This is a genomic window from Paenibacillus sp. 8b26 (assembly GCF_050626875.1).
Lineage (GTDB): Bacteria > Bacillota > Bacilli > Paenibacillales > Paenibacillaceae > Paenibacillus.
On record NZ_CP192445.1, the window covers coordinates 3,039,441 to 3,053,522 of the forward strand.

Annotated in this window: 14 protein-coding genes and 1 tRNA gene; 2 read left to right on the forward strand and 13 right to left on the reverse strand. The window is 49.3% G+C overall.

Annotated elements, in window-relative coordinates; translation table 11 throughout:
• Positions 1–40 precede the first annotated feature (40 nt).
• Positions 41–115: transfer RNA gene (locus tag ACQ4MX_RS13950), tRNA-Arg, on the forward strand.
• Between the two features lie 209 nt (positions 116–324).
• On the forward strand, positions 325–921 hold the full coding sequence (gene clpP / locus ACQ4MX_RS13955; RefSeq protein WP_025686039.1) for an ATP-dependent Clp endopeptidase proteolytic subunit ClpP: 597 nt from the start codon (positions 325–327) through the stop codon (positions 919–921).
• 130 nt (positions 922–1,051) lie between these two features.
• Here the strand turns inward: clpP and ACQ4MX_RS13960 are convergent, their stop codons facing one another.
• The 13 genes from ACQ4MX_RS13960 to hisA form a co-directional block, all read right to left on the reverse strand.
• Positions 1,052–2,164: a PdaC/SigV domain-containing protein gene (locus tag ACQ4MX_RS13960; RefSeq protein ID WP_431091192.1), complete on the reverse strand. Its 1,113-nt coding sequence runs from the start codon at positions 2,162–2,164 to the stop codon at positions 1,052–1,054.
• Positions 2,165–2,393: 229 nt separating this feature from the next.
• Positions 2,394–3,152 (reverse strand): SIMPL domain-containing protein, encoded by a 759-nt coding sequence (locus tag ACQ4MX_RS13965; protein WP_431091333.1) that lies wholly within the window; start codon positions 3,150–3,152, stop codon positions 2,394–2,396.
• A 269-nt stretch (positions 3,153–3,421) separates the two neighbouring features.
• A complete protein-coding gene (locus ACQ4MX_RS13970) occupies positions 3,422–3,691 on the reverse strand; it encodes an HPr family phosphocarrier protein (protein WP_013368811.1) in 270 nt (89 codons plus the stop codon).
• Between the two features lie 135 nt (positions 3,692–3,826).
• Entirely contained in the window at positions 3,827–4,771 is a 945-nt protein-coding gene (gene whiA / locus ACQ4MX_RS13975; RefSeq protein ID WP_431091194.1) for a DNA-binding protein WhiA, read from the reverse strand.
• 5 nt (positions 4,772–4,776) lie between these two features.
• The gene (locus tag ACQ4MX_RS13980) at positions 4,777–5,763 is read right to left on the reverse strand and encodes a gluconeogenesis factor YvcK family protein (protein WP_134911640.1); all 987 of its coding nucleotides are present in this window, start codon (positions 5,761–5,763) and stop codon (positions 4,777–4,779) included.
• A gap of 12 nt (positions 5,764–5,775) precedes the next feature.
• Positions 5,776–6,675 carry an RNase adapter RapZ gene (gene rapZ / locus ACQ4MX_RS13985; protein WP_013308254.1) on the reverse strand — a complete coding sequence of 300 codons (900 nt, stop codon included), beginning with the start codon at positions 6,673–6,675 and terminating at the stop codon, positions 5,776–5,778.
• Between the two features lie 51 nt (positions 6,676–6,726).
• On the reverse strand, positions 6,727–7,677 hold the full coding sequence (locus ACQ4MX_RS13990) for an ROK family glucokinase (protein ID WP_431091195.1): 951 nt from the start codon (positions 7,675–7,677) through the stop codon (positions 6,727–6,729).
• 290 nt (positions 7,678–7,967) lie between these two features.
• Positions 7,968–8,921, reverse strand: a complete 954-nt coding sequence (trxB, locus tag ACQ4MX_RS13995; RefSeq protein ID WP_431091196.1) for a thioredoxin-disulfide reductase — start codon at positions 8,919–8,921, stop codon at positions 7,968–7,970.
• Between the two features lie 39 nt (positions 8,922–8,960).
• Positions 8,961–10,739 (reverse strand): tetratricopeptide repeat protein, encoded by a 1,779-nt coding sequence (locus ACQ4MX_RS14000; protein WP_431091198.1) that lies wholly within the window; start codon positions 10,737–10,739, stop codon positions 8,961–8,963.
• Between the two features lie 231 nt (positions 10,740–10,970).
• Entirely contained in the window at positions 10,971–11,795 is an 825-nt protein-coding gene (hisJ, locus tag ACQ4MX_RS14005) for a histidinol-phosphatase HisJ (protein ID WP_431091199.1), read from the reverse strand.
• Between the two features lie 36 nt (positions 11,796–11,831).
• Positions 11,832–12,572: a bifunctional phosphoribosyl-AMP cyclohydrolase/phosphoribosyl-ATP diphosphatase HisIE gene (gene hisIE, locus ACQ4MX_RS14010; protein ID WP_431091201.1), complete on the reverse strand. Its 741-nt coding sequence runs from the start codon at positions 12,570–12,572 to the stop codon at positions 11,832–11,834.
• The gene (gene hisF, locus ACQ4MX_RS14015; RefSeq protein ID WP_025684761.1) at positions 12,569–13,327 is read right to left on the reverse strand and encodes an imidazole glycerol phosphate synthase subunit HisF; all 759 of its coding nucleotides are present in this window, start codon (positions 13,325–13,327) and stop codon (positions 12,569–12,571) included. The genes hisIE and hisF overlap by 4 nt, the downstream gene beginning before the upstream one ends.
• An 11-nt stretch (positions 13,328–13,338) precedes the next feature.
• Entirely contained in the window at positions 13,339–14,070 is a 732-nt protein-coding gene (hisA, locus tag ACQ4MX_RS14020) for a 1-(5-phosphoribosyl)-5-[(5-phosphoribosylamino)methylideneamino]imidazole-4-carboxamide isomerase (RefSeq protein WP_044645048.1), read from the reverse strand.
• Positions 14,071–14,082 lie beyond the last annotated feature (12 nt).

The window sequence follows — 14,082 nt, forward strand, 5'->3', positions numbered from 1 at the left end:
GCTGTATATCATATAATCAACTTTGTTTCCAATTAGCTGTGCGCCCGTGGTCCAACGGATATGACGTAGGCCTCCGGAGCCTGAGATCGAGGTTCGATTCCTCGCGGGCGCGCCATTTTCAATGAGTGTTTAAATGCTTCTATATACTATTTTAACCAACTAGAGCGCAGAGGGCTCTTTTTTTTGACCATTAGTTTGACTTTCTTTGACTTTTTGTTTGAAATTGTTTATCATGTGGTTAATACGGTAACAGTTTATAAATAGGGACGTGTAATCGGCATGTCCACCAAATCCATTAACGATATTAAAGGGAGGTTTTTTGACGTGAGCTATGTTCCTATGGTAGTAGAACAAAGTAACCGCGGCGAACGCGCCTATGACATTTATTCCAGACTGTTGAAGGATCGCATTATTTTGTTGGGCTCGGACGTCAATGACGTTGTAGCCAACTCTATTATTGCGCAAATGCTGTTTTTGGCTGCCGAAGATCCTGAAAAAGACATTCACTTGTATGTTAACAGCCCTGGCGGTTCGATCACAGCCGGTATGGCCATTTTCGATACGATGCAATATATTAAACCTGACGTGTCTACGATTTGTGTAGGTATGGCGGCTTCCATGGGTGCGTTCTTGCTGAACGCAGGTGCCAAGGGCAAACGTTTTGCTTTGCCAAACAGCGAGATTATGATTCACCAACCGCTGGGTGGCGCACAAGGTCAAGCAACGGATATTGAAATCCGCGCCCGCCGCATTCTGAAAATGCGCGACAAATTGAACCGCATTCTCGCAGATCGCACAGGCCAACCACTGGAGCGCATTGAAAAAGACACAGACCGTGACTATTTTATGTCCGCAGATGATGCCAAGGAATACGGTATTATTGATAAAGTGCTAACTAGCTCCTCTCCAGAAGGTGTATAAGAGAACGAATTATTGCCTCTGAATAGCTGGTAAACCAAAAAAGCTGCCCCGGATGATTGTATCCGGTAGGCAGCTTTTTTTTGGGTTTACTGTTCTTTTGGGTATAAATAATCCAAATGATTCATTTGTACTATTCATTCTGTCCAGCAAAAGGCTTGCTGCCTTGAGGCAACAATTGACCAAACGAATAAGTGAACTCAGGAATACCATACGCATAAGGCCCATACTCATACAAGTCAAACACAATCGTCACACCGCTATTCGTTACATAAAAATTCGGATTAGCCGCAATATCCTTGAAGCCACCAAAACCGCCTTCATTCACCATTGGACCATTAATTTTTTTCTTCAGGTCGCTATTAAGAAACTGTTTGTAATTAGGATTAGCCTTCAGCACGTCAGACAATTGCAGCAATTTCCCATCAGCGAGTGAGAACGTATATCCTTTACGGGCCGTCATACCATGAGCACCAGCCGTATCGGAGTAATCCTCCATAATGATGCTCAAAATCCCTTGTTGGTTATAGGCAATAGCAAAATCATTACTGAAAGTGTACGGTCTTTCTACTGTAGGTTCACCCTCTGCTACTTGCTTTTTGCCTGCTGCCAGTATTCCCTCCGCTTGCTTTTTGAGCACGCTATTAATGGCCTGCTGAGCTTCAGGGTTTAGCTGGCCACCGCTGATTTGCGGGTACTTAACCTTGTAGGAAACCTTTGCATCACTCGAAACCGGAAGAGATTGGGACGTAATCGTGATCGGATTTAGCTGACTTTTACTCAATGTTACTGTTTTCTGAGCTGCATTCCACTGAGCATCGATACCCAGATAGTCTTTCAGCAAACTCATAGGAATGTACAGCTTCCCGGCGATCTGTTTGGCGATCATACTACGCGTGCTGATTCCGTTAACATTGACATAGGGACCATCAGAGGAAGAGGACATGATGTAAAGCTTGTTGTACCCGCTGCCTACGGTATAAGTCGCTGTTTTGGCATCATAACTCACCGGAATCCCCAGGCTGTCGCGCAAAGCTGCTACGGGAATCAATGTGCTTCCGTTCACCTGAATCCCTTTGGTGACCAACGTTTTACCATTCCATTGGATAGAAACACCTGGTTGCTGTACTGTAGTCTGTTGTTTGGATGAAGCTGCCTCGATATAGGAAACAGGAACAACTACGACTCCTACTAAAATTCCCGCTGCTAGCAGTGCGGAGCCCCATTTTTTTGTATGCTTGTTCATATGTAGTATTCCTCCTGTTTTAGATGTGTACTGTGTATTGATTACTTTACTTATTATATCTATACCCCAATGTTCGTTGTTTACAATCTGTACACTCTCCGATTTCAATCTGTACATCTAGGGGGCCCAGCTATTACAGACTCATTACAAAATAGTTTCGACATATAAAAAAGCCAGCAAGTCATCCTGCAAATAAAGCAGGACGCTTGTAGCTTCGTTATAATCTGTACTAGTTCAATTCGTATTGTGCCGATACTTGGACCTTCACAGTCACTTGACCGGATTGTATTTCTGTTCCGCCGCCTGTATCCAAGAGCGCTTTACTCATAGCAGCCTCACGTTGTGTGAAGATTTGGGCATCTCCCCCATCTACTGTTACGTTCAGGAGAGTTCCAAGCCCTCGTTTGGTTGCCTTCGCTACAGCATTCGCTTTGGATTGAGCATTTCCCAACGCCTTTGCAATGGCTTCTTCTTCATAAGCTGAAGAGTTCTCTACTGAAAAACGCACGTTATCCACGTTGTTCGCTCCAGACTGTGTGGCCCCATCCAGCAATTGACCGATTTTATCCAAATCACGGTATTTAACGGAAAGTGTATGGTTGGCAATATAGCCTTTAAGCTTCTGTCCAGCTTTTTCGTCGTAGGTATAGTTAGGCTGCACGTAGAACTGGCTCGTCTGAATGTCGTCCGCACTGATGCTCCACTTTTCTTTCAGCAGTTGTGTGACCTTACTTATTTTAGCGGCGTTGGCTTTTTGGGCAGCGGCTGCTGTATTTCCTTCAGATTGTACGCCAATGGATAGATAGGCAATATCGGGTTTAACCAATACTTCCCCGCTGCCACTCACATTAATTACACTGCTTACCGTCGTAGATGTTGACGCGGCATAGGCGCGATCTGCTCCTGTCCATAATCCTCCCGCTACTACTCCTGCCAATAATGCTCCTGCCAGAACTGCTGTATTTGCAGCTTTTGTCCAATGTTTCATCATATTCGCCCTCTTTTCTTGATGATGTGTGTACCTTCCAGACGGAAACAAAGGGAAAAGGTTGCAGTTAGGCACCATATTTCCGAACAGAGTACCACCACAGGATGTAAATCACTTGTAGCTTGGGCCAAACACAGCAGTGGTATTAAAGAGACCCCCATTGGAGCAGCCCAGCAGGGGATTGACCACTCTGTTTTTCCGGATACAAAAAAAGCCCCCAAAGGGGCTTTTCACTAAGAGCTTTACCATATCACAAAGCAGATGTTTGTTTATTGATTTTCTAGCTCTACTTTACTAACCAGACTTACTAAAGCGTTTACAGCCTGCTCGGCGTCCGCACCTTCAGCACTAATGTTAATTTCAGTACCTGTACTGATGGCAAGGCTCATAATACCCATAATACTCTTGGCATTAACCTTTTTGTCTTCTTTTTCCACAAAAATCTCAGATGAATATTTATTCGCTTCCTGTACGAACAACGCAGCAGGTCTGGCGTGCAGTCCTGTTTTCAAGCGTACGACTACCGGATGTTTTGACATGTCAGCTTACCCCCTCATCAAATAAATCTGGACACTACTTACTCCATTTTATTTATCACATTATAACATTAACCCGGGACAGACACTAGAAAAAAAACTAAAAAAACCGGAGCAGAAGCCCCACAGACACTCCTTTTATGGAATCAGGCCGTTTTCTCCCCTGATTTTGTCAGCCATCTCGTCAATTTTGCGAAGACGATGATTTACACCCGATTTACTCACGACCCCTTTGAGCATTTCCCCGACTTCTTTCAAATTCAAATCAGGATGAGCGAGACGTATTTCCGCCACCTCCCGCAGCTTATCTGGCAGCGTATCCAGCCCGACTTCCCTCTCCAGCAACTTGATATTCTCAATTTGCCGGACAGCAGCTCCAATCGTCTTATTCAGATTAGCCGTTTCGCAATTAACAATCCGGTTCACGGAATTTCGCATATCGCGCATGATGCGGACATCCTCGAATTTGAACAAAGCCTGATGCGCACCAATGATGCTGAGTAGCTCAATGATCTTTTCGCCTTCCTTGATGTAGAGAATAAAGCCTTTTTTTCGCTCAATGCAGCGGGCATTCAGATGAAACTCATTCGCCAGATCGACCAGCGCCTGGCAATGCTCCTCATACATCGAGGAAATCTCCAGATGGTAAGACGATCCCTCCGGATTGTTCACAGAGCCGCCTGCCATAAAAGCGCCACGCAAATAAGCCCGCTTACAACAGTTTTTCCGAATGATATCCCGATTAATCCCGACCGTGAACAAGAACCCTTCTGATACGATGTAAAGATCCTTCAACAGCTCTTGTACACCGCTTGGAATGCGGACAATGTACACGTTATTTTTTTTCAGGCGCATTTTTTTCCGTACAAGCAGTTCAATATGAACTTGAAAATGCTTTTTGATTAAGGAGTAAATCCGCCTTGCAATCGCGGCATTTTCTGTGGACACGTCCAATATCACCCTTTTGTTGGACAGTTGTACGGACCCGAGCATACGTATGAGCGCAGATAGTTCCGCTTTTTCACAGCAGGGCTGGCTTTCAATCATCGTAAGCTCTTTTTTTGTTTGTGCCGCAAAGGACAAGGGACTCACCTCCTTCTTAATATCCAGTTTTGTACCAATTGGTAAATGTGCTGGCTCAGTTTGTCGGCATCATGCCGTAAATAGGTGCGGAACAGAACAAGCGTATCTGCCACCACTTTATACCCCCGCTCAGTCAGCTCTCCCATGTCTACTTGAACTGGCTTGGCACCCTGCTCGGCATACATTTCCTGTACCTGAGGCGGAATTTCACCATTATTGACGATCACATAATCAAACAGATGATGCCCTACATGCTCATAAATAGCCTGCAAGTGGTCCCCCACTGTATATCCATCCGTTTCGCCCGGCTGAGTCATAACGTTGCAGACGAATATCTTGATAGCGTCTGATTTCACCACAGCCTCTGCAAGCTTCGGTACGAGCAGATTCGGCAAAATGCTGGTGTACAGACTGCCAGGACCAATCAGGATCGCATCGGCCTCATTAATGGCCTCTACAGCCTCAGGCAACGGCTCCACGTGAGTCGGTTCAAGAAAAACACGTTTGATTCTGCCGCCCGCTTCCGGGATTTTGGATTCACCGGTAACCACCGTGCCATCCTCCATTTCGGCACTCAGCACAACGCCTTCTTCAGCCGCCGGCAGCACACGCCCCCGTACAGCAAATACACGGCTAAGCTCACGCACCGCCGTCACAAAATCTCCTGATATATCGGTCATCGCCGCCAAAATCAGGTTGCCCAGACTATGGCCTGCCAATCCTGATCCTGCACCGAAACGGTATTTCAGCATATCGGACATCACCGGCTCTACATCAGCCAGTGCAGTCAGCACATTACGAATATCCCCCGGAGGGGGCATTTGTAGCTCACTGCGCAATATCCCGGAGCTTCCACCATCGTCAGCGACTGTAACAATAGCCGTAATATCCAGCGGCTTTTGTTTCAACCCCCGCAGCATGACGGACAAGCCGGTTCCGCCGCCCATAACAACAATACGAGGGCGCTCCCGTTGTGATCCGGTCTCTTTCATGTTTTCACCTCTTTAATGCCGGTCGCGATCAGCATCCCGATGTGAAACAGAAACCGATTCTGTTTCACTGGCACCCAGCATTTTTCCTAAATATTCAGATATCGCGACAGAACGATGCTTACCGCCGGTACAGCCGATACCGATAATGACCTGGCTCTTGCCTTCCTTGCGGTATTGCGGAATCAAAAAATGTAACATATCCAACAGTTTGGTCAGAAATGCCTGAGTCTCAGGCCATTTCATAACATAATCATACACATCGCTGTCCTGTCCGGTGTGTGGTCGCAATTGGTCCACATAGTGAGGATTGGGCAGGAAACGCACGTCGAATATAAGATCGGCATCAATGGGAATACCATATTTGAAGCCGAACGAGGTAATGTTTACGGAAAGCATACTGCTCTCCAGATGAGAAAATCGGGAAATAATTCGCGCCTTTAAGGTTGCAGGCTTCATCACACTTGTATCAATGACTTGTGTTGCCGAGCTTTTCAGCTCTTCCAGCATTTTGCGCTCCAGTCGTATTCCGTCCAAAGGCATACCATCCGGAGCAAGCGGGTGGCGGCGGCGACTTTCCTTGTATCGTTGTACGAGAACACCGTCATTGGCATTCAGGAACAAAATTTCACAATGAATCGTAAAATGATCCTTAATATAGTTCAATGATTCCGACAAAGCCGTAAAAAATTCTCGCCCACGCAAGTCAATTACCAGCGCCACTTTGCCTATCTTACCGTTGGACTGCTCAATTAATTCAGCAAACTTGGGAATCAGCACAGGCGGTAAATTATCAACGCAGAAGAAGCCCAAATCTTCCAGGCTTTGCACTGCAATGGTCTTCCCTGCGCCTGACATTCCCGTAATAATAATGAGTGTTGCCCACGGCGCAGCGTTTTTTAAGTTGTCTGTCATATGGACTTCCCTCTCCTTTTGCTTCTTCGCTCTATGTCAGTAACCTATGGATCAGGAGCGCAGCAGCAAACCGGCTGCTCCTACGATACCTGCGTCATTGCCAAGCGATGCCGGAACAATAGATACCCCTTGCTGGAGCGGCTCAGGTGCCAGTTTGGCAAATACCAGACGCATCTCTTCGAACAAGAAATCACCCGCTTTGGAAACACCCCCGCCTACAATAAACAGCTCCGGGTTTAACACGGTGGCAACCGCTGCCATAGATTTTCCCAAATAAAAGGCAGCCCGCTTCACAATACGCAGCGCGACCTCATCCCCGGCCTTGGCCGCATCAAATACTTCCTTGGCGGCGATTTGAGCTTCCAGCGCCAGAGAAGTCCGATCTCCACGTTCCACAGCGTCATTTGCCATACGGATAATGCCCGTTGCAGAAGATACGGTTTCCAGACAACCCATTTTGCCGCATCCGCACTGAATGGCCTCCAGATCCGGTACGACGCTCATATGGCCAATTTCTCCAGCCATGCCTGAGAAACCTTGATATATTTTACCATTAATAATAATACCACCGCCTACACCCGTACCCAGGGTATAACATACGCAGTTTTCTATGCCTTTGCCCGCCCCGGCCCAAGCCTCGCCAAGTGCAGCGACGTTAGCATCATTGTCTATTTTTACAGGCTTGCCAATCCGTTCCTCCAACAGCGCACGGATCGGTACGTCACGAAAGCCAATATTGGGAGCGAGGACTATAATACCTTTGCGAACATTCGTAAAACCAGCAACGCCCGCTCCGACACCCTTCAGTTGATCCCATTCATAGGGAGATTGCTCAACAATGTGCCGCACATATTTTTCGATATTGCTGATCACAACGTCTACGCCCTTAGCTGTTTCCGTTGGTCCTTCATATGTGTGCAAAAGCTGTCCGTCTTCATTACAAATGCCCACCTTGATTGCTGTACCGCCCAAATCGACACCCACATAGATACTTTCAGACATGTTCCAAGCCACCTTTATGTTTACTTAAAAACTGTGTATGAAATATATGATTAAAATCTTGACTTCATAATAGTTACCTACGTTCCAACTATAATTGAAGCCCCGGTTACGGTCAAGGACACTTCCCTGTTGGAAAGCGCAGAATTAGCGGAACTTCAGGTCTCATCATCCATAAAAAGGAGAAAGCCTGTGCAGATGCAGCAGGCTTTCTCTTCCTGAATCTAAGGCACGGCTTAACTGGGCCTATCAATCGCCCTCACCTTAGCCATAATTGTATCCTGTAGCTTTCTTTATTGATCCAGTGTTTCGCTCCAGTCATGAACAGAGCTGCCTTCGAGGTATTTCTCGCAATCCATAGCCGCCATGCAGCCCGTTCCCGCAGCCGTAATGGCTTGACGATAACGGTTATCCTGCACGTCCCCGCAGGCAAATACCCCGGGAATGTTCGTTTCTGTCGTTCCTGGCTTCACTTGAATATAACCATGATCGTCTGTACTGATTTGACCGTTCAGGAAGCCCGTATTAGGCGTATGTCCGATGGCCACGAACACACCGTCTGCCTCGATCAGCTCATCCTGGTTCGTCTCATTATTGTGTACCTTCAAGCCCTTTAAACCCGTTTCTCCCGTTACGACCTCCAAAGGAGTCCGATTTAACGCCCAATGTACTTTTTCATTTTCCCGTGCGCGATCCTGCATAATTTTAGACGCCCGCAGCTCATCACGACGGTGAACCAAGGTTACACTGGAAGCAAACCGGGTCAGGAAGCTCGCTTCCTCCATGGCTGAATCGCCTCCGCCTACTACAACGATCTTTTTCTCACGGAAAAAGAAGCCGTCGCAGGTCGCACAAGTGCTGACTCCGCGTCCAACATTGTCCTGCTCACCCGGAATACCGAGATATCTGGCGGACGCGCCTGTAGCAATAATCACTGACTCCGCCTCAATGATGCCTTTTCCCTCTACCTTCACTTTAAAAGGGCGCTTGCTGAAATCCACTTCCTCTACCCAGCCGGAAGTAAATTCAGCGCCAAAGCGTTCGGCCTGCTTGCGCATGTTATCCATCAACTCAGGTCCGAGGATGCCTTGCTCAAAACCCGGGAAATTTTCAATTTCGGTCGTTGTGGTAAGCTGCCCGCCGGGCTGCATTCCCTCAATGATCAGTGGATTCATGTTCGCGCGCGCCAAATAAATAGCGGCTGTGTAGCCTGCAGGACCTGTACCAATAATTATGGATTTATACATACGTTTGTTGCCTCCTTTAAGTGGTGTTTGGAGCAGGTCTCAGACCCGCTTTTTAAACGTGGAGAGCGGCTGTTTCATCTTCTGTTTGATACCGCACACGCTGTCAATCTGGCGTGCATAGCGACTTACGGTCGATACGGAAATACCATAACGGTCAGCTACTTCCTGATAGGTCACCGGATGATGGTGCATTTTGGCTGTCAAGTATTCCAGCGCCGCTGCCCATCCCTCAGTATGCAGAACAATTGGGACTTCCGGGGCAAGCCGATCCAGATATTCCAGCCAAAGTGACCTCAAATCGCGCTGCATGACCGGATCAGACTTGCTCATAACGGCAAGTACCTTATCCAGCACTGCCTGCCATTCCGGATGGACAGTTGAATGGACAGACACCTCATCTTCGGATACGTGGTGAACCTTCTCTGACTCTGGTCGCAAAAGTCGTTCCGTTTCCTGATTTGTCTCTTGTATGTCCTTAACTGACGGCTCCGTCAGCTCTTGCAGCACCTGCAAGGCGCGCCGTTTCAACTCGTCTTCCTGATCCGGGTCTTCTACGAAGGACTCCAATGCCTGTCGCACCTCATCGTCACCGATCAGGCTTAGCGCCTGAATGACTTGAAGCTGGGTCGCTCGATCGCCGTGGCGCAACGCCCAGAAGAAGGAAGACCGGATTAGCGGATCTCGCTTCATACTGTCAGGCACCTGGTCAGCTCCGAACTTCTCCCACATGCGGAATTGCTCCTCAAAGGGGAGATGGTAATGGTAGCTGAGTACTTGCAGCGGTGTACCCTCCTGCTGGAGCTCCTCCAGCCGGGACAGGAAAAACCGTGGAACTTCCGAGGAAGCATCCTGCTTTTGCAAATGACCCCACAACCGCCGGGCTTCCGCATATCTTCCCGTATTGCTGGCAGCCACCGCCGTATAATGGTACAGGGAGGCATCATCATTATTCTCTCCGTCACCTTGAAGCAACCTGCGAAAATGTCTGTAGGCCTCCTCATGACGTCCAAGAATCCCCATCGTAGTAGCCAGCTTGAATACCTGCTCCTCCTGAAATGGTATGGTGACCGTCAACGTTTGAATCAGACGATCCAATTCCGGGCCGCCGCCCTCATGCTGATAAAAGATCGCCAGGTTGCACAGCGCATGCAAATTACCTGGTTCATCCTCCAGCACCCGAAGAACGGTTGTCTTCGCATTTTGAAACAGTCCCATGTAGTAATACGCCAGCGCCAGATTGTTCCGCGCAGCGAACATGTCCGGCTGTTCCTCTGAAATTTGCTTAAGTAATTGGGCCGCCTGAGCAAACTTCCCTTCCTCCAGCAGGACACGGGCCTGATCATGCTCGACCACTCCCTGCCGGGCCTTAATGCGGTTCAGCTTAGTTGGACGGTCCAGCTCATAATAGAGCAGCTCCATCATTTCCTCGGCTTCATCGAGAAACTGTCCTTCTTCGTCCTCCTCCAAATACGTGACCAAGGCTTTCTCCGCTTCTTCAAACTGCTCCATATTGGCGTAATTATTCGCCATATAGAAGTAACACTCTGTCATCGACGGGTCTACGTCGCTCAGAACAGAGGACAGGATCTCATTCGAACCTGCATAATCCCCCATCTCTGATAATATACCCGCCATATTGCAATGATTCACCGGATTATCCGGTTCATATTCAACGGCTTTGCGAAAATATTTCAATGCCTTGTCATAATGATTGCGATCAAGCGAGCGCACAGCTTTCTCAAAAAAGAAAGATGCGTCGAAACGCAAAACAATAATCTTAGGGCTAGGTCCCGAAGCTCGCAGATGTTTCCCTTTCATAAATAACAAAGGCACCTCCTTTAACTGTAACTGGCATGTTCATACCCTTCAGTATACCACAACTTTAAAACGACTTGACAGTAGGGTATACCTCATTCCAAAAAACGGAACCCTGTCCTGACCCATCCGCTGGAAAATGAGTGGATAAGCCAAATAGCCGCACGCGCCTTCATGTGTAAAAAGGCAACGTTCGGCTGATTATCGGGCTATATATTAGGCAGAACATAGACCTCAAAACGTCAACAGTACGGACGAGCGCTCACGCTGCCGGAATACGGCAAGCTCACGGTATCCGACCTCATGCAGAAGCGCGCGCGCCTTCTCCAAATGCTCGGACAGCTTCGCCGGATCATGGGCATCCGAGCCTACGGTCAGCGGGATGCCTAGCGCCAACGCCTCCTCCAGCATGCGGCGGCTCGGGAACATCTCTGCACAGGGCTTGGATAGCCCCGATGCATTCAGTTCCATCGCCCGCCCGCTGCGGGCAACGGCCGAGAGTGTAGAGCGCTCCAGCTCACGCAGCTCCTCCGCTTCCTCCGGCTTCGGATAGTGGCCGAAACGCTTAATGACATCCAGATGGCCCATGATGTCATACAACCCGGTAGCTACCGCTTTGGAAACCGCATCGTAATAAGTCCGGTACACCTCCAGCACATTTTTGCCTTCCCAATGGTGTACCTGACGAAAATCCGTTACATCCCACTCCCCGAGAAAATGTACGGAGCCAATCACATAATCCCACGGATATGCGGTGATGATGTCTTCGATTTCCTGTTCCCAGCCCTCGATGTAGTCGCCTTCCAAGCCGACACGAATGTCAATCTGTCCCTTATAGCGTTCCTTTAATTCCAGACATTCTTCCACATATCGGGGCAGCTCTTCCATAGGCATCGCCATCTCCGGGTAATAGTCGGCCGGGTTAACATGCAATAGCGGCATGTGATCAGACAAGCCGAGCTGATCCAGCCCCAGCCGAATACCCTGCTGCACATACTCTTCCAGATTTCCTATCGCATGTCCGCAGCGGGCATGATGCGTATGATAGTCAATTTTCATGCGGCTCTCCCCTCTTTCAGCGCTACATCACCCATTTTAATCACGACGAGGACGCTCATGACGGCGGTTCAGCTCAGCCAGCACATCATCCAGCGGTAGTTTGCGCTCCTGTAACAGTACCAGCAAGTGATAAATCAGATCGCTGACCTCCAGACGAAGCTCCTCATTATCCTTATTCTTGGCGGCAATGATCGTCTCGGATGCTTCTTCGCCAACCTTTTTCAGAATCTTATCCACACCTTTGTCAAAAAGGTAGGTCGTATAGGCCCCTTCAGGTCGTGTCACTTCCCGCTCCTTAATGATTGCTTCCAGCTGGGCAAGCACCTCAAAGCGGTCTGTTGCAGCACGAGTCGTGCCCGTTTGAGTCGCCACCGACGCTTGGCCCCCGGCATTTTCCGAAGCAGGAGCTACAGCCGTTCCTGGCGCGGAAATATCACGGAAAAAGCAGCTCGTTGCTCCGGTATGGCAGGCAGGACCATTCGGAATGACACGGATGAGCAGAGCGTCACCGTCACAATCCAACTGGATAGAGGTGATTTTTTGCGTATTCCCCGAGGTTGCCCCCTTGTGCCACAGCTCCTGTCTGGAACGGGACCAAAACCACGTCTCTCCCGATTCCAGAGAAAGCTTCAGCGATTCTCGATTCATATAGGCCAGCGTCAATACTTGAAGCGTGGCATCATCCTGCACAATCGCTGAGACAAGTCCCGCTTCATTCCAGCGGATATTATCCAATACCTGTTCCAGAGATAGCTGCTGGTTCAATTCGTTGCTCATCGTATCTCCACTCCTCTGCGCTTCAAATCCCGTTTTAGCTCGGGAATTCCTATTTCTTTATAGTGAAAAATGGTTGCCGCTAAGCCAGCGTCCGCTTTACCCGCCGTAAACACGTCATAAAAATGCTCCTGCTTGCCCGCTCCACCGGAAGCAATGACCGGAATACCCACGGTATCCGACACCGCAGAGGTCAGCGGCAGGTCAAAACCATCCTTGGTTCCGTCCGCATTCATGCTGGTCAACAGAATTTCGCCTGCCCCCAGCCGTTCAGCCTCCTTGGCCCATGCCAAGGCACGGATACCGGATGGCGTGCGGCCTCCGTGCGTATATACTTCCCACTCGCCCCACGCCTCATTGTACTTGGCATCAATCGCAACCACGATGCATTGTGAGCCAAAGCTGCGCGCACCCTCCGCAATCAGCTGAGGGTTACGAACAGCCGCCGTATTAATGCCGATTTTATCCGCCCCTGCACGCAGGATGCGCTTCATATCATCGACATGGGATATCCCGCCGCCCACGGTGAAGGGAATGGCAATTTCCCCCGCTGTCTGACGAACCACCTCTTCCATAGTGGCCCGACCTTCAACCGAAGCGGAAATATCCAGAAATACGATTTCGTCCGCCCCTTCCCGGTCATAAAGCGCCGCCAGCTCTACCGGATCGCCTGCATCGCGTAAATTCACAAAATTGACGCCCTTAACTACCCTGCCATCCTTTACGTCCAGGCAGGGAATAATACGTTTAGCCAGCATGCCTACTCCCCCTATGCCTTTGCTACAGCTTGTACGGCGACCTGTAAATCAATGCTGCCTGTATACAATGCCTTACCCACAATAGCGCCGCCTACACCTTTTTGTGCATAGGCACTTAACGTAATCAGATCGTCCATCTTGCTGACACCACCGGAAGCAATTACGGTTCGTCCACTGCTTTTCGCAAGTGCCACGATAGCCTCCACATTCGGACCCTGCATCATTCCATCGCGGGAAATGTCCGTAAAAATGAACGTTTCCGCGCCCTTGGAGGCCAGCTCAGCCGCGAGTTCATCCGCCCGCACCTCCGAGGTTTCGAGCCACCCTCGTGTCGCTACATAGCCATTTCGCGCATCCAGACCGATCGCGATCCGGTCACCGTAGGTGCCCAGCACCGCTTCCGTAAAAGCACGGTCCTCAATCGCCGCCGTGCCCAAAATCACGCGGCTCACGCCCAGTGACAACAGCCGCTCCACATGCTCGCGCGTACGCAAGCCGCCACCTACCTGTACAGGTACCTGTACCGCAGACGCGATGCGTCCGATCAGCTCATCGTTCACGGGTTGACCCGCTTTCGCACCGTCCAAATCGACAAGATGAATGTAGGAGCCGCCCAAGCGTTCCCATTCCCGGGCGACCTCCACCGGATTTTCGTTGTATATCGTCTCCTGGTTATAATCACCCTGCACCAGCCGTACACATTTGCCATCGCGAATATCAATCGCCGGATATATCGTGAACAAAGTATGACCCCC

Bases quoted from the DNA above. Each gene is read 5' to 3' on its own strand.
- ACQ4MX_RS13960 (WP_431091192.1), bottom strand. From the start codon at position 2,164: ATGAACAAGCATACAAAAAAATGGGGCTCCGCACTGCTAGCAGCGGGA.
- ACQ4MX_RS13965 (WP_431091333.1), bottom strand. From the start codon at position 3,152: ATGAAACATTGGACAAAAGCTGCAAATACAGCAGTTCTGGCAGGAGCA.
- ACQ4MX_RS13970 (WP_013368811.1), bottom strand. From the start codon at position 3,691: ATGTCAAAACATCCGGTAGTCGTACGCTTGAAAACAGGACTGCACGCC.
- ACQ4MX_RS13980 (WP_134911640.1), bottom strand. From the start codon at position 5,763: ATGAAAGAGACCGGATCACAACGGGAGCGCCCTCGTATTGTTGTTATG.
- rapZ (WP_013308254.1), bottom strand. From the start codon at position 6,675: ATGACAGACAACTTAAAAAACGCTGCGCCGTGGGCAACACTCATTATT.
- ACQ4MX_RS13990 (WP_431091195.1), bottom strand. From the start codon at position 7,677: ATGTCTGAAAGTATCTATGTGGGTGTCGATTTGGGCGGTACAGCAATC.
- trxB (WP_431091196.1), bottom strand. From the start codon at position 8,921: ATGTATAAATCCATAATTATTGGTACAGGTCCTGCAGGCTACACAGCC.
- ACQ4MX_RS14000 (WP_431091198.1), bottom strand. From the start codon at position 10,739: ATGAAAGGGAAACATCTGCGAGCTTCGGGACCTAGCCCTAAGATTATT.
- hisJ (WP_431091199.1), bottom strand. From the start codon at position 11,795: ATGAAAATTGACTATCATACGCATCATGCCCGCTGCGGACATGCGATA.
- hisIE (WP_431091201.1), bottom strand. From the start codon at position 12,572: ATGAGCAACGAATTGAACCAGCAGCTATCTCTGGAACAGGTATTGGAT.
- hisF (WP_025684761.1), bottom strand. From the start codon at position 13,327: ATGCTGGCTAAACGTATTATTCCCTGCCTGGACGTAAAGGATGGCAGG.